General features: G+C 65.1%; 14 protein-coding genes and 1 pseudogene. 8 read left to right on the top strand and 7 right to left on the bottom strand.

What is annotated here, in order from left to right:
• Positions 1-4: 4 nt before the first annotated feature.
• The gene (locus tag AB0J47_RS01540) at positions 5-679 is read right to left on the bottom strand and encodes a TetR/AcrR family transcriptional regulator (protein ID WP_364339234.1); all 675 of its coding nucleotides are present in this window, start codon (positions 677-679) and stop codon (positions 5-7) included.
• A 107-nt stretch (positions 680-786) separates the two neighbouring features.
• On the opposite strand from AB0J47_RS01540, the gene AB0J47_RS01535 reads away from it, so the two are divergent.
• From AB0J47_RS01535 to AB0J47_RS01520, 4 genes and pseudogenes are all read left to right on the top strand, one after another.
• The gene (locus tag AB0J47_RS01535) at positions 787-1920 is read left to right on the top strand and encodes a VOC family protein (protein WP_364339232.1); all 1134 of its coding nucleotides are present in this window, start codon (positions 787-789) and stop codon (positions 1918-1920) included.
• Positions 1917-2855, top strand: a complete 939-nt coding sequence (locus tag AB0J47_RS01530; protein WP_364339230.1) for a fumarylacetoacetate hydrolase family protein — start codon at positions 1917-1919, stop codon at positions 2853-2855. The genes AB0J47_RS01535 and AB0J47_RS01530 overlap by 4 nt, the downstream gene beginning before the upstream one ends.
• A gap of 2 nt (positions 2856-2857) precedes the next feature.
• A pseudogene (locus AB0J47_RS01525) lies at positions 2858-4749 on the top strand (acyl-CoA synthetase).
• Between the two features lie 22 nt (positions 4750-4771).
• The gene (locus AB0J47_RS01520; protein ID WP_364339228.1) at positions 4772-6283 is read left to right on the top strand and encodes a bifunctional 3-(3-hydroxy-phenyl)propionate/3-hydroxycinnamic acid hydroxylase; all 1512 of its coding nucleotides are present in this window, start codon (positions 4772-4774) and stop codon (positions 6281-6283) included.
• Positions 6284-6325: 42 nt separating this feature from the next.
• Here the strand turns inward: AB0J47_RS01520 and AB0J47_RS01515 are convergent, their stop codons facing one another.
• Entirely contained in the window at positions 6326-6940 is a 615-nt protein-coding gene (locus AB0J47_RS01515) for a TetR/AcrR family transcriptional regulator (protein WP_364339226.1), read from the bottom strand.
• Between the two features lie 105 nt (positions 6941-7045).
• Here AB0J47_RS01515 and AB0J47_RS01510 point away from each other — a divergent pair, with 105 nt between their 5' ends.
• Both AB0J47_RS01510 and AB0J47_RS01505 read left to right on the top strand, forming a co-directional pair.
• A complete protein-coding gene (locus AB0J47_RS01510) occupies positions 7046-8461 on the top strand; it encodes an MFS transporter (RefSeq protein WP_364339223.1) in 1416 nt (471 codons plus the stop codon).
• Between the two features lie 8 nt (positions 8462-8469).
• The gene (locus AB0J47_RS01505) at positions 8470-9156 is read left to right on the top strand and encodes an SGNH/GDSL hydrolase family protein (protein ID WP_364339221.1); all 687 of its coding nucleotides are present in this window, start codon (positions 8470-8472) and stop codon (positions 9154-9156) included.
• A gap of 369 nt (positions 9157-9525) precedes the next feature.
• Here AB0J47_RS01505 and AB0J47_RS01500 read toward each other — a convergent pair whose 3' ends face one another.
• On the bottom strand, positions 9526-10467 hold the full coding sequence (locus AB0J47_RS01500; RefSeq protein WP_364339219.1) for a YafY family protein: 942 nt from the start codon (positions 10465-10467) through the stop codon (positions 9526-9528).
• Between the two features lie 88 nt (positions 10468-10555).
• Here AB0J47_RS01500 and AB0J47_RS01495 point away from each other — a divergent pair, with 88 nt between their 5' ends.
• Complete coding sequence (locus AB0J47_RS01495) at positions 10556-10954, top strand: VOC family protein (protein ID WP_364339217.1); 399 nt, start codon at positions 10556-10558, stop codon at positions 10952-10954.
• 666 nt (positions 10955-11620) lie between these two features.
• Here AB0J47_RS01495 and AB0J47_RS01490 read toward each other — a convergent pair.
• On the bottom strand, positions 11621-12430 hold the full coding sequence (locus tag AB0J47_RS01490; protein WP_364339781.1) for an HAD family hydrolase: 810 nt from the start codon (positions 12428-12430) through the stop codon (positions 11621-11623).
• 683 nt (positions 12431-13113) lie between these two features.
• Complete coding sequence (locus AB0J47_RS01485; RefSeq protein ID WP_364339215.1) at positions 13114-15228, bottom strand: Hsp70 family protein; 2115 nt, start codon at positions 15226-15228, stop codon at positions 13114-13116.
• A gap of 589 nt (positions 15229-15817) precedes the next feature.
• Here AB0J47_RS01485 and AB0J47_RS01480 point away from each other — a divergent pair.
• Positions 15818-16579 (top strand): glucose 1-dehydrogenase, encoded by a 762-nt coding sequence (locus tag AB0J47_RS01480; RefSeq protein WP_364339213.1) that lies wholly within the window; start codon positions 15818-15820, stop codon positions 16577-16579.
• 155 nt (positions 16580-16734) lie between these two features.
• Here AB0J47_RS01480 and AB0J47_RS01475 read toward each other — a convergent pair whose 3' ends face one another.
• Both AB0J47_RS01475 and AB0J47_RS01470 read right to left on the bottom strand, forming a co-directional pair.
• Positions 16735-18318, bottom strand: a complete 1584-nt coding sequence (locus AB0J47_RS01475; RefSeq protein ID WP_364339211.1) for an FAD-dependent oxidoreductase — start codon at positions 18316-18318, stop codon at positions 16735-16737.
• A 1-nt stretch (position 18319) separates the two neighbouring features.
• On the bottom strand, positions 18320-19324 hold the full coding sequence (locus AB0J47_RS01470) for a diiron oxygenase (protein ID WP_364339778.1): 1005 nt from the start codon (positions 19322-19324) through the stop codon (positions 18320-18322).
• Positions 19325-19330 lie beyond the last annotated feature (6 nt).

The following is a 19330-nucleotide window of genomic DNA, read 5'->3' as shown; positions in this document are numbered from 1 at the left end:
AGATTCAGGCCGCAGTGTCCGGCAGTGCGTCGATCGGCGGCAGGGGCCGCTGACAGATCTCGCGCGCCTCGTCTGCGGGAATGCCGAACATGCGCAGCAGATCCTCGGTGACCTCGTCCGCGGCCGCGGCATCGTCGCGTTCCGGTTTGTCGTGCAGGAGCTGACCCAGGCATAGCGAGGCACCTGCGACGATGGTCATGGCCAATTCCACATCGCGAACCTGGAACCGTCCCGCGCGAACCGCGGCCTCGATATCGCGGCGCGCGCGGGGCGCGAGGCCCTTCGTGGAACTGACCAGAGCCAGACCGTGATTGAGCAGCACCTTGCTCAACGTGGGACTTCTGCGGTGCAGGCGCCCGGTCAACCGAAAACTCTGCGCGAAGATATGCGCGGGATCGTCCATCCCCTCGGTCAGCATGTCGAGGGTTGAGCCGTGTCGATCGAGCGCCTCCTCGATCGCGGCGCGGAACAAATCCTCGCGACTTTCGAAGTGGTTGTAGAACGACCCCATCCCGACATCAGCCGCCTGGGTGATCTCCAGGATCGGCACATTCGGTTTCCCGGCGGCGAGGAAGGACTGAGCCGCACCGACCAGCGCTGCCCGGGTGCGTGCCTTGCGCCGCTCCAAGCGATTGAGTTCGGTACCGGTTTGCTCGCCCATCGCCTCTCCCTGGTCCATCCCGTCATCCTAGCTCGTCGAGTCAGTAATGACGAATTCCTCAGCACCTCTTGACTGAATATGCACTCGTAAGTGACGATATATTCAGTTAGTGAAGGGAGAGGGCGATGATCGACCAGCATGACCCGCATACGGGTCTGCACAGCGAGTTCGGCGCCGCACCGGGCGAGCATCCGGGGCGGGCCAGGAATCCGATCATCAAGGTGCACGACCTGGCGTGGCTGGAGTTCGAGAAGCCCGACCTGGCTGCCGCCGAAATCTTCGCTTGCGCGTTCGGTTTCACAACCGTGCTGCGCACCGCGGACGAACTGCAGTTGCGTGGCACCGACCCGGGTGCGCCGTGTGTGGTCATCCGCCGGGGCAGCCGGTCGAGGTTCATCGGTCCCGCATTCCAAGCGGCAGGTTCGACGGACCTGTTCCGGCTCGCCCAGGCCAACGGACCCGAGCCGGTACCGCTGCCGGAGAGCATCGGTGGCGTCGCCGTGGACCTGCCGGACCCGAGCGGATTGCGGGTGCGGGTGGTCGCCGATACCCATGTGCTCGCCGCCCTGCCCGCCCAGCAGCCACACACCTTCAATTTCGGCCACGAAACGCCGCGCGCCAACCAGACCCAACGCCCGACGCGCGAACCCGCGAAGGTGCAGCGGCTCGGGCATGTGGTGGTGCAGACGACCCGCTACCGGGAGACGCTCGACTGGTACCTGAAACACCTGGGCCTGATCGTCAGCGATTTCCTCTACTACCCGAAACAACGTGACCGCGGCCCGATCATGAGCTTCATCCGTTGTGACCGCGGCCGCACCCCCGCCGACCATCACACGCTCGCGCTGGTGCTCGGCCCGGTCAACCGGTATGTGCACTCCGCCTATCAGGTCGCCGACCTAGATGCCCTGGCGGCGGGCGGGGAATACCTGCTCGACCACGGGTACCACCGGTCGTGGGGTATCGGCAGGCATATCCAGGGCAGCCAGATATTCGATTACTGGCGCGACCCGGACGGGTTCCTGGTCGAGCACTTCAGCGATGGCGACATGTTCGACTCCACGCTGGAGCCCGGCTGGGCGCCGATGACCGCATCCGGGCTGGCCCAATGGGGACCGCCCGCCACCAAGGACTTCCTCGGCCTCAAACCCGGCCGGGAATCGGTCCGCGAATTGCGCGGCGTATTCGACGCGCTGCGTGCCGACAACGAATTCGATCTGCACCGCCTACGCGGTCTACTGAAAGTTGCCAACTCATGACCATTTCCGTTCTCCGAACCGCCGACGCCTGGTGGGTATCGACGCCGGCTGGGGCCGCGCGGGTGGATACCGCGGCGACCACCACCGGTCAGTTGCTCGCCGACCGGCAGGCGCTGGCGGCGAGTGCATCGAGTACCGAGATCGTCCCTGTCGAGAGCCTCGCGCTGGTGTCACCGGTGACCGCACCGTGCCGGGTGGTCGCACAGATGACGAATTTCGCGTCCCACGTGCGGGATTCGGGCGCAGACCCGGAGACCGTACCGTTGACGTTCTTCCGCAAATCCTCGGGTTCGATCAGCGGCCCGCTCGACGATGTCATCCGGCCCGCGCATGTGCGGCTGCTGGATTACGAGGTGGAGATCGGACTGGTCTTCGGTAAGGTGATGCCGGTCGGGACCGCCATCACCGCCGAAAATATCGGCGATTACGTCGCCGGTCTCGTTGTGACCAATGATGTTTCGGCACGCGATGTGCAATTGCCGAAAACCCAGTTCTACGAGGCGAAGTCGTATCCGACCTTTACACCGGTCGGTCCGGCGCTGGTGCTGCTCGATGCCGACGAGCTGAAGCGATTCACCGATCTGCGGTTGCGGCTGTGGGTCAATGGTGAAGTGCGCCAGGACATGACGGTCGCCGATATGATCTACTCCCCCGTCGAGACACTGCAGGCGCTGACCCGATTCCAGCGACTCGATGCGGGCGATCTGCTGCTAACCGGCACCCCTATCGGCACCGCGATCAGTGCCCCGCCGAAGCCGGTCGAGATCATCGCCTCCCTGCTCCCGGCGGCGACGAAGTGGAAGCTGTTCTTCAAGGGTCAGGCCAAGAACCCTAAGTATCTGCGCGACGGCGATGTCATCGAGGCCACCGTGGCCACCGATGACGGCGCGATCGACCTGGGTCGCCAGCGCACGGTTGTGCGGTACGCACGGTGAACATGACGACAACGGATCTGCTGTGGCCGCGCTACTGCGGCCCCGGCGACCTGGCCGAGATCGAATCCGTGCCACTGGCCGAACGCGGCCTGCCGGAATCGACCTACGCACTGCTGGTCCGGGCCACCGAACTCTGGTCCGATCGAAACGCGCTCACCGTACTGCCGGAGGCGGCTCGGTGGCGAGAACCCGTGCGGCGCAGTTACTCCGAACTCCTTGCCGAGGTGCACCGCTATGCGAATCTGCTGTACCGGTTGGGTATCCGACGCGACGATGCGGTCGCATTGATGTCGCCCAACTGCGCGGAGTTGATTCCCGCGACGCTCGCCGCGCAGCTGGCCGGTATCGCCGCACCCATCAATGGCGCGATGTCCGGTCGGCACATCGTGGAGCTGCTGCGCCGCTCCGGTGCCAGAGTGCTGATCGCGTCCGGGCCCGAACTCGCCACCGAGACATGGGAATCCGCGCTCGCGCTGGCGAATGACGCACTGCTCGACGCCGTATTCGTACTGCGCCCCACCGGCGCCGCCGAGCCGCACCCGCTGCCGGTGATCGACGGTGTACACCTCGGCTATCTGGATGAGCTCGCCGCCGAGGAAGATTCGGACACATTCGCCGGACAGCTCCCGCCTCCGACGATCTAGCCGCGCTGTTCCACACCGGCGGCACCACTGGTGTACCGAAACTGGCCGCCCACACCCACTCCGGTGAGATCGCCAATGCGTGGATGATCGCCGCCAACTCCCTGCTCGACGCGGATGCGACGATCTTCGCCGCACTCCCGCTGTTCCATGTCAATGCCCTGGTGGTGACGCTGCTCGCGCCGCTGTTCAAGGGGCAGCCGGTGGTGTGGGCCGGACCGCTCGGCTACCGCGATCTCGCGCTGTACGGCGAATTCTGGAAGATCGTGGCGCACTATAGTGTGGCCGCGATGAGCGCGGTCCCGACCGTATATGCCGTGCTGGCGCAATGCCCGGTCGACGCCGAGATCAGCAGTCTGCGCTATGCGATGGTCGGCGCGTCACCGCTGCCGCCCGCGACGCGGGCGAACTTCCAGACACACACCGGTGTCACCCTGGTCGAAGGCTACGGACTCACCGAGGCGACCTGCGCGAGCGCGCGCAGTTATCCGGACGTTCCGCGACCGGGTGCGGTCGGGCAGCGGATGCCCTACCAGCAGGTGCGTGTGGTGCGCGCGGGCGACCGGGAGCCGCTGTCCGCCGGCGCGATCGGAGTACTGGAGATCAGTGGCCCAACAGTTTTCGCCGGCTACGTGACCGGCCGCGATGAGCGCGGCCACATTCTCGACGGGCTCGGCACCACGGTCGACGGCTGGCTCGATACCGGCGACCTCGCGCACATCGATGCGGACGGTTTCATCCACCTGCACGGCCGCGCCAAGGATCTCATCATCCGTGGCGGGCACAATATCGACCCGGCGCTGATCGAGGACGCCCTGCTGGCACATCCGCAGGTGACCGCGGCCGGTGCGGTCGGACGTCCCGATGTCCACGCCGGTGAAGTACCTATCGCCTATGTCACGCTCGGAGCCGGTGCCGATATCACCGAATCCGAACTGCTCGCGTGGGCGGGCGAGCGGGTGCCCGAACCGGCGGCGGTGCCGAAATCCGTTGTGATCCTGGACGCTTTGCCCGTTACCGATGTCGGTAAGCCGTACAAGCTCGGGCTGCGCGCGGATGCTACTCGACGGGAACTGCAGGACGCACTCGAGCAGGTCGCCGGCGTGCGGTCCGTCACGGCGGCAGTAGAAGACGGGGCGATCGTCGCGACCGTCGAAGTGGACCCCACCGCCGAAGATGCCGCCGCCGAAGATGCCGCGGCCGAGGTCCTCGGCCGATACGCCATCCGCTGGAAAGTCGTGGTCCGGCAATGAATCTCGTGAGTGGAGCGAGCCGATGAACGCGGTTCCGGTGGTCGTCGTCGGCGCGGGCCCCACGGGGCTCACCGTGGCGACACTACTGGCCGAATACGGTATCGAAACCCTGGTGCTGGAACGGTGGAACGACATATACCCGCAGCCACGGGCGGTCCATCTCGACGGCGAAATCCGCCGGATCCTGGCACGTCTCGGCGTCGGCGACGACTTCGACGCGATCTCGCGCCCCGCGCTCGGCCTGCGGTTGATCGATCCCGATATGCGGGTACTCGCTCAATTCGATCGCGATCGGGCGGGCGGCGCCAATGGGTACCCGGAGGCGAACCTATTCGACCAACCGGAGCTCGAAGCAATCCTGCGCGCGAATGTGCGACGGTATCCCGGCATCACCCTCCGCGGCAATGCCGAGGTCGTCACCGTGACGCAGGAAAATGATTGCGTGCGTGTTGATTTCACCGATCGCGTCATTGGTGCCGTCGAGTCGGTCCTGGCCGGATATGTGCTCGGCTGCGACGGCGCCAACAGCGTGGTCCGCTCCGCCATCGGAGCCACGCTGCGCGACCTGAACTTCGCGCAGCGCTGGCTCGTCATCGATGTCGACACCACTGCCGACTTCGGAGAATGGGAAGGCGTACACCAGGTTTGCGATCCTGTTCGCGCCGCGACCTATATGCGAATCGGAACCACGCGCTACCGCTGGGAATTCCGGCTCGGTCCCGGTGAAACCGCCACAGATTACCGCGATTTGACGAGCCTGCAGCCACTGATCGCGCCGTGGATCGGGAACACCCCGGCCGAGGAACTGCGGCTCGTGCGAGTCGCAGAATACACCTTCCGCGCCCAGCTCGCCGACCGCTGGCGTTGCGGCCGGATCTTCCTGCTCGGCGACGCGGCCCACCTGACCCCACCGTTCATCGGCCAGGGCATGGGCGCTGGGCTACGCGATGCGACCAACCTCGCCTGGAAGCTCGCGGGCGTTCTCAGCGAAGACCTGCCCGCGAGCGTGCTCGATACCTACGAGATCGAGCGAAAGCCGCACGCGCACGCCATGATTCGGCTCGCCAAGTTCATCGGACGTGCCATGACCGACGGCGGCGAATTCGGAAATCTGCTGCGCCGACTCATCGCGCCACGGTTGCACCGGTTGCCCGGCTTCGCCGAGCTGGTCACCAATGGCCAGACGCCGCCGCTACACCGATCCGAACTTGTTGTGGCGCATCGCTTCTACCGAGGTCTGGCGGGCAAACTCGTCCCGAACGCACTGCTCGACGGCCGTCGTTTCGACGATATCGCGGCGGGCCGTTTCGCGATCGTCACCGCTATCCACCCGACACCGGCACAGCGCCGCGAGATCGAACAGCGCGGCGGTGTGGTCGTTATCGCTAGGACCGACCTGCGACGCTGGCTCAGGCGCGGACGCGGTGCTCTGGTCCGTCCGGACGGCACCGTGCTGCGAACCGGCCGTCAGCTGTCCGAACTCATCGCCGATTTGCCGCGATTCACCGCACCTGCTCCAGATCACGCCTACTGAGTCCCGGTGCGTAAGCACGCATCGGTGGATGTCGCAGGGAGCTCAGCTCAGTAGCGCGTTCACGATGGTGTGCGCGGTGGCGACACCGCGCTCATCACCCATCTGTTGGGCGGTATTGGCTGCGCTGATCACCGCGTCGAATTCGAAAGCCATGGCATCGGCGTCGCGGTCGGTGAGATCGCCTTGTTCCTGAGCGCGCCGAATCTGCTTGGCCAAGAAGTCGAGCCATTCGCTGTGATCCTCGGCGATGGCGTCGCGGACGGGTCCGGGCCTGCTGTCGAATTCGGCGATGGTGGCCACCCGGAAGCACCCGCCCGGGAATGTCGGGTCGGTGATGTGGTCGAACCAGCGATCCATGAGGGCGCGCAGGCGCAGTAAGCCGCGCGGTTCGGCGAGGCTCGGCGCGATCACTCGTTCGACGAAGGCCTCGCGAGCCACCTTCACCGCTGCGACCTGCAGTGCTTCCTTGGTGCCGAACAGGGTGGCTATACCGCTTTTGCTGATGCCGAGGTCGGTCGCCAGACGGCCGATGCTCAAGCCCGTCAACCCTTCGATGGAGGCGACGTCGGCGGCATGTCTGGCAATCGAGGCCCGGGAACGAGCGCCTTTGGCGAGGCGCTGATCAGTGCCCTGCGTGGTGGTTATCGACTCTGCCATGTCGTCATTCTTCCACTATCGGGTTGCGAATACGAACGGACGGTCGTACTTTTATTGCACGAACGGTCGTACGTTTAGATTTCGCCTCACCGAAGGATCTCCCCCATGACCGAAGTGTCCGCGCGGACCGACAGTCCGCCGACCTCGAAGGCCGCCGTGCGCACGCTCGTCATCGCCTGTGGCGCAGCGTTCATCGCCTTCCTGGATCTGTCCGTCGTCAATATCGCCTTCCCCTCGATCGCCCGCGACTTTCCCGGTACCGCGACAACCACGCTGACCTGGGTGGTCAGCGGATATGCCATCGCCTTCGCGGCACTGCTCACCCCCGCGGGCCGCTTCGCCGACACCATCGGACGGCGCAGACTGTTCCTGATCGCACTGGTCGGTTTCGCCGTGACATCCTTGCTGTGCGGCCTGGCGCCCACCGCGGGCTGGCTCATCGCCGGACGCCTGCTGCAAGGTGCCACGGCCGCGCTGATGGTGCCATCGGCACTCGGACTCGTCCTCACCGTTACGCCGCGGGAAAAGATTGGCGCGGCCATCGGAGCCTGGTCGGCCGCAGGCGGTTTCGCCGCCGTGGTCGGTCCGGCGATCGGCGGCGCGCTGGTCGAGACATTCGGCTGGCGAGCGGTATTCGTCATCAATATCCCGGTGGCGATCGCGCTGATCGTGCCTGGGCTGCGAGTTCCGGTGCCCGACACCCGCCAACCCGGCAGTGCGCTGCCCGACCCGGTCGGCACAATTGCCATTGCCATGGGACTCGGCGGTGTGGTCGCCGCAGTCACCGAGGGGCAGCGATGGGGTTGGACCGCACCCGGCACACTCGCCGCGCTCGGCGTCGGCGCACTGCTGATCCTGGCCGCGCTGGTTCGCTCCGCGCGTCACCATAATCCGGCCATCGCGGTCGAGTTGTGGCAGAGCAGGCCGTATGCGCTGGCCAATGCCGCCTCGTTCGTGTTCGGTGCGACCATGTTCGCCTGGCTGCTCGCCGGACCGCTGTTCCTCGATGCGATCTGGCAGTATTCGGTGCTCGGTTCGGCGGCCGCATTGACGGTGGGCGCGGTGTCCTCGATGGTGACCGCGACGATCGCCGGTCGCGTCACGGCGGCGAGCACTCGGCGCTGGCTCGGTGTCCTCGGGGCGCTGATGTACACCGGCACCAATGTCTGGATGAGCACCGATGCCTTCGGACCGACACCGGCACTGTGGTCCGCGTGGGTACCGGCCGGGCTATTCGGTGGCGGCGGCGTCGGGATCGTCGTGACGGTGCTCGGCACCGCGGCCGCGAGTTCGATTCCGCCGCAACGCTTTGCGGCTGGAATCGGGATGAATCTGACGGCCAGACAGGTGGGGGGCGCGCTCGGTGTCGCGGTGCTTGCCGCGGTATTCGCCGCCAATGCCGACGATGCGCTGGCCGCCTTCCACACGCTGTTCGCTGTTTGCGCGGGCATCGGTATCGCGTCCGCATTGGTAATCGCGATTCCAGCGCGCGTCCGTGTTGCCGTTCCCGCTCAAAGCTAGGAGTCACCTTGACACACGAAGATATTCGGACCGAAGCCAACGATCCGATGCTGTTGTCGCGCACCGCCGCACTCGAACTGCTCGCCGATGCGACCTGGCAGCGCTACGCGGTACTCGGGGATTCGATCGCCCAGGGCGTCGGCGATCCGTGTCCCGGGTACGACACCACCGGATGGGCAGATCGCGTCGCCACGGTGTTGACGGCGGCCAATCCCGCTCTGGCCTATTTGAATACCGGCCGGATCGGCGCAACATCCGCACAGGTGCGCGCCGACCAACTGCCGCGGGTGCTCGAATTCGCGCCGGACCTGGTGCACATCAGCTGCGGCGGAAACGATCTGTTCGCTCCCGGCGGCAATCTCGACGAGCTGCGCGCGAATCTCGACTCGATCTTCGGCGCGCTGGCCCGCAGCGGAGCGCAGGTGAGCACCTTCACCCTCGCCGATGTGTGGGAAGTGGAGCGGATGGCCGCGATGCGCCCGATGCGGGAACGGATGGCGGCGCTCAACGACATCACCCGCGAGTTGGCCACGCGTTACGACGCCGTGCTGGTGGAGTTATGGGACCATCCGCTGCGGCTGCGGCCGGATGTGATGAGCGCTGATCTCATCCATTTCACGATGAGCGGGCATGCGGTAGTGGCCACTGAGATGGTGCGCGCACTGCACGGACTGCTACCCCAACCGGCACACTGATCGGACCGGACGGGCCGCGTCTACTCGGACGCGGCCCAGCGGTCTTCCTCCTCGGCGTTTGCGTACGCCGAGTGCGCATCTTCTCGGCGTTTGCACCCGCCGAGCCTGATACCTGATCGGCGCTCGCAAACGCCGAACCCCTAGTGAATGCAAGTCAGGGCAGCACCTGCGGGATGGCGTCCGGCGCGCATTGGCCCGACGTCGTATTTATCGACTGGCCGTCCGCGATGAACCGGCTGAAACTATTTATAGCGGACTGCTTTGCAATGGTAAATCCCTGTGACACAAGCGTTTTCATTAGTCGCGAAGCGCATATCGTGATCACTCGCGGTGCACGAATCGATCTGCGAGATTCGATTCGCCGCGCGGTCACTCACGGTATCGATCGACGAGTTCGGCGCCGAGCACGGCCAACTCCGCCTGTACGGATCGCGGTGCCAGCACCTCGATTTCGGCACCCCAGCCCGCCAATTGTTGGGCGATCATGCGCGGGGTCGGCGCGGTAATACGGACCTGAACGCGTCCGTCGGCGACCGGACCGTCCACCGCACAATGTCGCCCCTGCTGCTTGCGCAGAATCGGAAGTAGTTGCGGCGCAATGAGTGCGATGGCCGATGTCGCGGCACGACGTTGTTCGACCTCGCCGACGACCGCCTGCCACGCCGTGGACAGATCAAAATCAACTGGGCGGTGGGCAATTTCGTCTGTTATCGCGGCATCGACGATTCGGTCGACGCGGAAGGTGCGCCTACCACGGTCGGTGCCTGCGATGAGATACCAGGTGGCGTCCTTGTCGACCAGGCCCCACGGGTCGACGACGCGCCGGGTACGCTCCCCCGGCCGCTGATATGTCAGTTGCACCTTGCGGCGCTCGACCACCGCGCGCTGCAACAATTCGACGAGCTTCGGCCGAGCTTGATCGCGCTCACCCCAGCGCGCGGGATCGATCACGATCGCGTCGGCCGCGGCCTGCGCATCGGTGCGGAAGGTCCGCGGGAGGGCACGCACCAGTTTGCGCAGCGCCGATTTAACCTCGGGCACCGCGCTCGCGGACGGTCCGGCCAAAAGGAACAGCGCCCGCGCCTCCGGTTCGGTCAGGCCGCTGAGATCCGTGCGTGCGCCGCCCACCAGCGACCAGCCACCACCGCGGCCCGACTGCGGATAGACCGGAACTCCTGCCGCCGAGAGCGCCTCCAGATCCCGGCGCGCGGTCGCGACCGAAACCTCGAGTTCGGCGGCGATCTCGGCAGCCGTCACGCGCCCACGGGTCTGCATCAGCAACAGGGTCGCCACCAATCGGTCTGCTCGCATGAGCACAATTCTGCCGCTTAAAGTGCTCATTCGGTGAGCACTTTAGGCGCAACTATGGATCACAAGACCCCGATCAGAGGAGACCAAGATGTTGCGAGGAATGGCCACCGTTTCGTTCTATGCCGACGACCTCGAGGCCGCGAAAGACTGGTACACCGACCTGCTCGGCTACGCCCCGTACTACGCAGTGCCCGGCGGATACTACGAATTCCGCATCGGCGACTACCAGCACGAACTGGGAATCATCAACCGCAAATTCGCACCCGCCGGTGCGCAGAACGCACCTGGCGGATCCATCCTGCACTGGCATGTCGACGATGTGCAGGCAAGCTTCGACCGCCTACTCGCCCTCGGAGCCGAGGAGTACGAGCCGATCACCCCACGCGGCAACGGAGATTTCATCACCGCATCAGTGGTCGACCCCTTCGGCAACATCCTCGGCATCATGCAAAACCCCCACTACCTGGCGATACTCAGCCGCCCCTAAAGCGCCTGCCCCAGCTGCCCGAGAATGCAATGGCAGGCGTTCGCGCGGTTTGCCCACCTTCGCGCCAAGGCATACCTTGCCCCGAGAATGCTTGGCAGCCCGGCGCTCTCGCTGGTTGCTCGCCCTTTCGCGACGCCTGCCAAGGTTCACTTGCTCTGAGAATGGCGAAGTTGCTCGCATGATCTACCCACCCAACCACCCCTCCGCGACGCCCCGAAGCATGCCCTGCCCCGAGAATCCTCGGTGGCGGGGCACCCTCGCCGTTCGCCCCTCCGTGACAGCACCCGAGACATGCCCTGCCCCCGATACTGACGGCGGTGACGGGCCTTTCTCAGGCTTTGCCCACTCCTTCACGACGCCACCCTGAGCATGCCGTGCCTCGGAATGCTTGGCAGCCCGGCGCTCTCGAGGTTTTGCCCGCGCTTACCAACCCCGCCCGAGGTTCACTTTGCTCTGAAGAAGGCAACGGTGGCGGCAGTGCTCGCAGATCCGCCCGCCCTCGCAATCCCACCCGAACTCTTCACCACCCCGAGAAGCATTGGTGGTCGCACATTCTCGAGTACCGCCTCTCCACAGGCCCATGGCTCGCCTTGCCTCGAGAATGCTCTGGTTGAGGGGCTCTCTCGATGTTTGCCGCCACCAACGCATGGTGAGCAACGGTCCAGGTCAGTGGACGAACCAGCGTTCCAGGATTTTGGCGACGCCGTCTTCGGCGACATCGTCGGCGATTTCGTCGGCCCAGGTGTGGACCTCGTTCGGGGCATTCGCCATTGCTACGGAATGTCCTGCCCAGTGCAGCATTTCGCGGTCGTTGTAGCCGTCGCCGATGGCGAGGGTGGCGGCGCGGGGGATGCAGAGTGCGGTGCGTAGCCGCTCCAATGCCCACCCCTTGGAGACGCCGCGACGGGAAACGGTAAGCCACGGGCCGAATTCGCCGTGCACCCAGCTGGCACCCGGTACCCGCAGTCGGGTGAGCAGGCGCAGCATCTCTTCCAGGGAACCGTCGGGCCACCAGCCGTTGAGTCGAGGGGTGGGCTCGCTGCTCAATGCGCCGTCATCGACGAGAACGTATTCGCCGATCGAGAATTCACCCGGACTCGCCCCCGTCGCCCAGGTGCCGATGCCGACCTTCTCCACCGCGAAGATCATCTCGGGAAACAGCGCGCGCAAGGCCACGACCGCGGGGGCCGGGTCGAAGGTCTGCACCGCCACCGGCTCCCCCTTCGCCACATCAATGTGCACTGCGCCGTTGGAACACAACGCATGTCCGTCGATCAGCCCGAGCTCCTGCAGCACAGGCCGCGTCGTCATCAATGTCCGCCCGGTCGTCACAACCACATGCGCCCCCGCCTCCACCGCCGCCCGCACCGCACCGATCACCCGTTCACTGACCGGCGATCCCGTCTGCAGCAACGTTCCATCGACATCCAGCGCAATAAGCTGAGGTCCCCCATGTACCACCAACCCATTGTGCATCGCTATGGCACTCGGCGTCACCGGAATTCGACCGGTCCGAATCTCCCCACCCCTCGCCGATACCCCGCACGTCAACAGCAGCACTTCTTCATCGAGACCGCCCCTCTTCCCAGCGCCACAAGATGTGCGACTCCCGACAACAGTGCTGATCAACGCCGTCACGTGACCGTCCGCCGCGCAACCAACAGCCGTCCAGACCAGCGACTTTCACCCAACCGCCGACCCTGCGGCGGTGATATCTTCCTGGCTCGCGCCCCACTGCGTACTTGCGGACTCCAACCTCGGCTAGGCCACATCCACTGGAGCAGCTCCACTCTGATCACCAAAGGATTTCGGCACGAAGTGCCACCGCACCAAAACAGCTGTAAGGCCGCCTATGCACCGACGGCACGAACAGCAGCATCCCATCTCGAGATTCGCGCACTTCTAGCGCCCGTCTCGGCCACCCGCGCGGCGGGACGATCGCGCCTCTTGTGAGGCTGCGCCGCGCAAGCCTAGGCACTGCTGAAACGCCCGAAAGTTAGTGCCGGACGGTCACCCTGCGGGCCACGCCCACAATCGGCCAATGCCCGTTCCGCCGATCGGAGCCATAGCAGGCTCCGACCCCCTCGGGCTCGCTCAGTGGACGATCGCAGTTCGGTGCGTAGAGGCGTTGCGGGTCGCTCGAGCAGTACTACAGCGGACTACCTGCGGGCACCGCCGCCGCCACCGAAGCCGCCCGTACCGTGTGAGGAAATCCCGCCGGACGAGGTGCCACCGGTGCTACCGCCGGAAGTGGTCCCGCCGGAGGACCTTCCGCTGCCCGAGGTGCCTCCGGCCGAACCGACGCTGGTCCCGCCTGAGGTGCCGCCACCGGTCGAACCGCCGAACCTGCCGCCATTGGTCGAGTCGCCCGACATACCACCGCTCGTCGAACCTCCCGAAGCACCACCGCTGGTGGAGCCTCCGGAGGCACCGCCATTCGCCGAACCACCCAAAGCGCCACCTCCAGTCGAGCCCGAGGCACTGCCATTCGCCGAACCACCCGAAGCATCACCACCAGTCGAGCCCGAGGCACCATTGCTCGCCGAACCACCGCCACCAGTCGAGCTCGAAGCACCATTGCTCGCCGAACCACCCGAGGTACTGCCGCCCGTCGAACCACCTGAAGTGCCAGTATTTGTCGCCCCATCGGCGGTACTTTCCGACGAACCGCCGCTCGTGGAATCCCCCGACGTTGCACCGCTGGTGCCCGAAGTCGCACCGCCGGATGCATTACCCGGGCTACCGCCGGACCCGCTGCCGCCCGATGTCGCAGTTTCGGTGGATGTTTCGTTCGTCGTCGAGCCCGGTGCACCGTCAACAGTCGAGGTACCGCCAGTCGCCGGAATTCCGGTACCCGGGGTCGTCGCGGTGCCACCGGGTACCGAATTACCCGGGGCGGGAACCGAGCCCGGAAGGCTAACGCTCGGAATAGGCGTGCCAACAGCGGGCGCGGCTGGGATCGCCCGCGGACTTCGGGTGAAGGGCAGGGGGTTCAGGAACTGCGCCGGGTTGGCGTAGGTGCCACCACCGGAATATGCGGTCCCACCGCGTGGTTCGCTGTGTCGTCCGCCATGTGATTCGGCTACGGAGGGGCCGATCGATGGTCCGAGAGGTGTCGTATGGGCGACGGGCGCGATCCCGTATGCCGGTCGGCCGGAAGAGCCGAAGCCCGCCGCTGTGCTCGCCCAACCAACCGCAGCGGAACCGGCCCCGGCGAGCGCCTCGACATGGGGCTCGAACAGAAAGTTGTCCATCGGGAAGCTGCCCGGCGAGGCATCCACCAGGGACGGCATCTGCGAAATATTCGGGCCGCCGAATACCGTGACGGCCGATACCGCCACTGCGGAAGCCACTGCGGCACTGGAGAATACGGCTATCTTCGGCGCTCGATGCCGACCACCGGTCGCGAGTGGGGCGAAGGTGCGGGCCGCATAGCTGGCGGCCCCGACGGCGACGGTCTGGCCCGGATCGGTCGACATCACCACCGGTCGGCCGAGTTCGGCGAGAGTCCGCGCGACATCGACGGGACGGGTGGCACCGCCGACCAGCAGGATGCAGCTGATATCGGACAGGCACCGCCCCGTCGATTCCACGCATTCGTGCACCACATCGAGGGAATCCCGGATGTGCTGGTCGCGCATACTCGTGATATCGACAATCGAGGTCATCTGCAGCATCGAACCGTTGTCGCCGGGTTCGGCGACCCGGGCATAGCGCGCGATCATCGAACCGAGCGGTCGACCGCCGAAATCGTATGAGCGCACGGACTTTCCGACGATCGGATGATCGTCCCAATCGGGTCCTACCCGCACCATCGACACATCGAGGCTGGACCCACCGAGGTCGTACACCAGCACGAATCCGGACTCCAGCGGTCCGCGTTCCTGTTCGAGCCACTCCGCGGCCGCGACTGGTTCGGGTACGAGCAGCACATCCGCGGCCCCGGCTAGATTCAATGCCTGCTGCAGCAGCGACAGCTGCTTATCGGAATAGCATGCGGGATAGGTGGCCACGGCTCCCGCGGTCGGCGGGAAGGATTCGAGCAGGCCGTTCACCACGGCGGCGACCAGGTTCGCGGGCGACCAGAAGCGACCGCCCACGATGACCGACTCCGGATCTCGCGCCAGATCAGCGAAATCCGTCACCGCCATATCGAATTGGGGGATTCCACCGATTCGGATGCCACCCGCACTGTCGAAGGTCACCGCCGTGCGGCGCGTCCGCACCGACGACAACGGTCGCTCGCCGGTCACCATGGCGGAAACAGAGTTCACTGAACCGATGCTGAAACCCAGACCTGTAGTCATTCGCTATCCCGTCAACGCACCGAGACCACGTCCATCACATAGGAGATCCATGTGGCCGCGGTCGCTTCCCAAACAGCACCCACAGGTTAGCTGCTACCGGATTGATTCGGATGTCGAATTGATATGAAACGTTTGACTTCCGTTGACTCTCCGTCAAATCCCCAGCTAGATCGCACGAGAAAGATTCATTCAGTCCTCTGGACGATCGGCGTTTCGCGACCGAAGGCCCGATTCCACTGCAGTAAGCCAGATTCCGCTACCGCACAGTAACTCGAACCGGGCCCCTCATCTGCCTTAAACAATCGAACCGCCCAGAACCGACAACCCACACCGACTGGTCGGTAACCAAATCATTGCCAACGCTATTGATTTCATAGTGCGAGCATCCCGAACACGGGAGCATGACACATCAAATGTAACGGCTGATTTCCGCTAGCACTACCACTCCCCGCCCAGTTGACTGGATTCAGCGATGAGCGAGCGCACGGACGAAACAACATCCCACGCCATCTCATCGACCATGAAATCATCAGGGCGAGAAGGGAATTCGAAAACGATGTCTACGCGTTTCGCGGACAAGGTGGTGCTCATCACCGGGGCCAGCTCGGGTGTCGGCAAGGCGGTGGCCACGCGAGCGGCGGCCGAGGGTGCGGCGGTGGTACTCGGCGCCCGTGGTAAAGACGCGGGCGAGCAGGTCGCGACCGATATCCGCGCGGCGGGCGGCCGGGCGATCTTCGTACCGACCGATGTCACCATCGAGGACGATGTGGCCCGACTGACGCAGGCGGCAATCACCGAATACGGGCGTCTGGACGCGGCATTCAACAATGCGGGCGCCGTCAACGCCTTCGGCCCGGTCGAGCAGATCGACGAGGCGGGGTGGCGCGCCGACCTCGAACTCAATCTGACCAGCGTGTTCTACGGTCTGCGCCACCAGGTTCCGGCCATTGTCGCCTCGGGCGGCGGCGCGATCCTCAACAACGCCTCGAACCTCGGTGTGGTCGGCATGGGTTCGGTGGCACCGTATGTGGCGGCCAAACACGGTGTCGTCGGGCTGACTCGCGCGGTGGCGCTAGAGGCCGCTGAACAGGGCGTTCGCGTCAACGCGCTGGTCTCCGGCGCGGTCGACACGCCAGCTTTCCGCAACTCGATGGGCGCGACCCCCGAGGGTGAAGCGGCCATCGCCGCACTGCACCCGCTCGGCCGGATCAGCACGCCGGAGGAGATCGCCTCGTTCTGCGCCTACCTGCTCAGCGATGAGGCCAGCTTCATCACCGGCGCGGCACTCGCGATCGACGGTGGATTCACCGCCAAATAGTCGCCAATCGGCACCTCGGCCCGGCACTCGCCCTCATCGCGTCGCCGTGCGCCGAGGTGCCAACCGTCGTCACGGACCCTACCGCGCAACCATCATGTCGACGGGGGGCGAAATCCGTTACACAGCTCGAATGAGACATGGGCGCGCATGCGCCGCTAGGCGCGGGCGAACAGACGGCGCACGATACCGGTTCGTACCGCGATTCGGCGAGCCACGACCGAGGGCCGACGACGATGCACCAGATGGTCGAAATCCGTTGCGCTACTGGCGGGTTCACGCAGCCTACCGGCGTTGAAATCATCGGCCAACTGCCGAACCGTCTCCTGCGCACAGGATTTGTTGGTGCCGATGAATCCGGTGGGACCGCGCTTGATCCAGCCGGTGACATAGATTCCGGGCAGCACCGCACCACCGGACTGTTCCAGCACGCGACCGTTCAGGTTCGGGATCACGGCGGCCTGCTCGTCGAACGGCAAGCCGGGCACAGCAACACCGCGATAACCCACCGAGGTGAGCACCAGCCCGGCATCCAACCGCTCGGTCTCCCCCGTCGCCACCGCACGAACGCGACCATCCGGATCGGTGACGAGTTCGTTGCGGCTCACCTCGATACCGGCTACCTCGTCCGTGCCGAGAATCGCGGTCGGCGCGGCCAGATACCGGAAGACGATCCGCTTGCGCGCGCCGAGCGGCCGCTCGGCCACGCTGTGCAGTAACCGTAGCTTCTGCTCGACCTGATACGGCAGCTCGTCGGTCACCGCAGGCAGTTCGCCCTCGATGACGATATCGACATCTGCACCGAGCAGTCCTACGAATTCCGGTACGGTGAAAGCGGATTCGAGAGGACCGCGCCGACCGAGCACGACCACTTCCTCGACCTTGCTCTCCCGCAGTGCCTTCAGCGCATGCGGTGCAATATCGGTGCCCGCCAATGTCTCCGGATTGCTGGCCAGAATGCGCGCCACATCGAGAGCCACATTGCCATTGCCCACGATGACCGCCCGACGTTGCGACAGATCGAAGGTTCGCTCGGCGTGATCCGGATGTCCGTTGTACCAGGCGACGAAGTCGGTGGCGGATACATTGCCCGCCAACCCTTCTCCTGCAACGCCGAGCTTACGATCCGAGGACGCACCGACCGCGTAGATCACCGCGTGGAAGTGCGCGAGCAGATCCGCATGCGAAATATGTTTGCCCACTTCGATATTCAGATACGACCCGAAACCGGGCTGTGCCGAGATGATATCGAAGAGCTTATTCACCTGCCGGGTCCTGTCATGATCCGGCGCGACGCCGTATCTGGCGAGTCCATGGGGTACCGGAAGTCGATCGAAGACCGTCACAGTGACGTCGGGCTGGGTCAGCAGTTCGTCGGCCGCGTACATGGCCGAGGGGCCGGATCCGACGATCGCCACCCGCAGCGGCTGACGCTCGGTGTGGATCTCGGCCGCGGGCACCGGCTTCGCCAGCAGCGGGCGCAGGCGCGCCTGCCGATAGAAGTCGGCATTGATCTCGATGAACGGCTTCTGCTCGTCGGTCAGCTTCTTCGACGATGTGATGGCATCGACCGGGCACGCACTCGCACACGCGCCGCAGTCCACGCACGCCTGCGGGTCGACATACAGCATCTCCGCCGTCAGAAAATCGGGTTCGTCTGGCGTGGGATGGATACAGTTGACCGGGCAGGCGTAGACGCAGGACGCATCGCTACAGCAGGACTGCGTGACGACGTACGGCACGTCAGCCGGCCTTGGCCGAGCGCAGCGGCTCGGAGCGGTAGCGGGTGGTGTGGCCGTCGATCTTCAGCAACTTCCAGACCGCCTTGCCGATGGGGTTCATCAGGCCGATGTCAGCGGCCAATGTGCGTACATCGCCGAAGAAGTCGCTGAACTCCCGCTTGGCCTGCTCAGAGCCGTAGAACAGCTCCTTGCGCACCTCCTCCGGAATATCGAACTCCTTGAAGAACGACCGGGGCGGGGTGTAAATCGAGCGACCGAGGATGAACATGACGATCGGCATAACGATCGAGAGCACCAGCTTATTGGCCGCATTCTTCTCGGGCACATGCTGCTGGAGGAATTCGTGCGCGAAGGAAATGTGGCGCGCCTCCTCGGCGACGTGAATCGCCATCACGCCCCGCATGATCGGATGCACATCCTCCCCCGAGCGCAGGATCGCCTTCTGAATGTGGTCGATCGGCTCCTCACCCGCGAGCACGGCCATGAAGAAAAGGTTCGGGAACAGCGCGGCCACCGGCGCGCCGATGTACTTGAATTTGCGCACGAGCGGTCCCATACCGGGAACGTCGATGCCGATCCGGTTGACCATCTCCTGGAACATAAGGGTGTGGTTGTGCTCCTCGATCATTTCGTGGGAGCAGTAGCGGAATTCGGGCGAACCGTTGGGCAGGCCGAAGCTGTGCGTGACCATACCGCTGATCAGGATGGATTCGAACTGCAGACCGACCTTGGCGACGTTGGCTTGGCGGTACTTGCCGATCGCGATCTTCCGCTCCAGCGGCAGCGCCTGGTACCAGGGATGGCGACCGAGCGCATCTCCGGATACGGGGAGCACCCAGCGCTCTTCACCGGCATCCGCGGCAAAATCCGGATTGTCCCAGTCGATGTCCTCGAAGGGGTCGAAGTGCTTGTTCACCGAACCTTCGGAGAGCAGCAGCAGCTTGGCGGCATACTCCTGCGCCTTCGCCAGTTCGGGATCGACTGCGGGCGTCACGGCTGCAGACATCGTCGT

It is taken from the genome of Nocardia sp. NPDC049737 (assembly GCF_040674755.1).
In the GTDB taxonomy this organism is placed as follows: domain Bacteria; phylum Actinomycetota; class Actinomycetes; order Mycobacteriales; family Mycobacteriaceae; genus Nocardia.
Note: the sequence above shows the minus strand (reverse complement) of the source record. Positions and strands in the feature narration are given on the sequence as shown.

Bases quoted from the DNA above. Each gene is read 5' to 3' on its own strand.
- AB0J47_RS01520 (WP_364339228.1), top strand. From the start codon at position 4,772: ATGAACGCGGTTCCGGTGGTCGTCGTCGGCGCGGGCCCCACGGGGCTC.
- AB0J47_RS01515 (WP_364339226.1), bottom strand. From the start codon at position 6,940: ATGGCAGAGTCGATAACCACCACGCAGGGCACTGATCAGCGCCTCGCC.
- AB0J47_RS01510 (WP_364339223.1), top strand. From the start codon at position 7,046: ATGACCGAAGTGTCCGCGCGGACCGACAGTCCGCCGACCTCGAAGGCC.
- AB0J47_RS01490 (WP_364339781.1), bottom strand. From the start codon at position 12,430: ATGCACAATGGGTTGGTGGTACATGGGGGACCTCAGCTTATTGCGCTG.
- AB0J47_RS01470 (WP_364339778.1), bottom strand. From the start codon at position 19,324: ATGTCTGCAGCCGTGACGCCCGCAGTCGATCCCGAACTGGCGAAGGCG.
- AB0J47_RS01500 (WP_364339219.1), bottom strand. From the start codon at position 10,467: ATGCGAGCAGACCGATTGGTGGCGACCCTGTTGCTGATGCAGACCCGT.
- AB0J47_RS01540 (WP_364339234.1), bottom strand. From the start codon at position 679: ATGGACCAGGGAGAGGCGATGGGCGAGCAAACCGGTACCGAACTCAAT.
- AB0J47_RS01480 (WP_364339213.1), top strand. From the start codon at position 15,818: ATGTCTACGCGTTTCGCGGACAAGGTGGTGCTCATCACCGGGGCCAGC.
- AB0J47_RS01530 (WP_364339230.1), top strand. From the start codon at position 1,917: ATGACCATTTCCGTTCTCCGAACCGCCGACGCCTGGTGGGTATCGACG.
- AB0J47_RS01535 (WP_364339232.1), top strand. From the start codon at position 787: ATGATCGACCAGCATGACCCGCATACGGGTCTGCACAGCGAGTTCGGC.
- AB0J47_RS01495 (WP_364339217.1), top strand. From the start codon at position 10,556: ATGTTGCGAGGAATGGCCACCGTTTCGTTCTATGCCGACGACCTCGAG.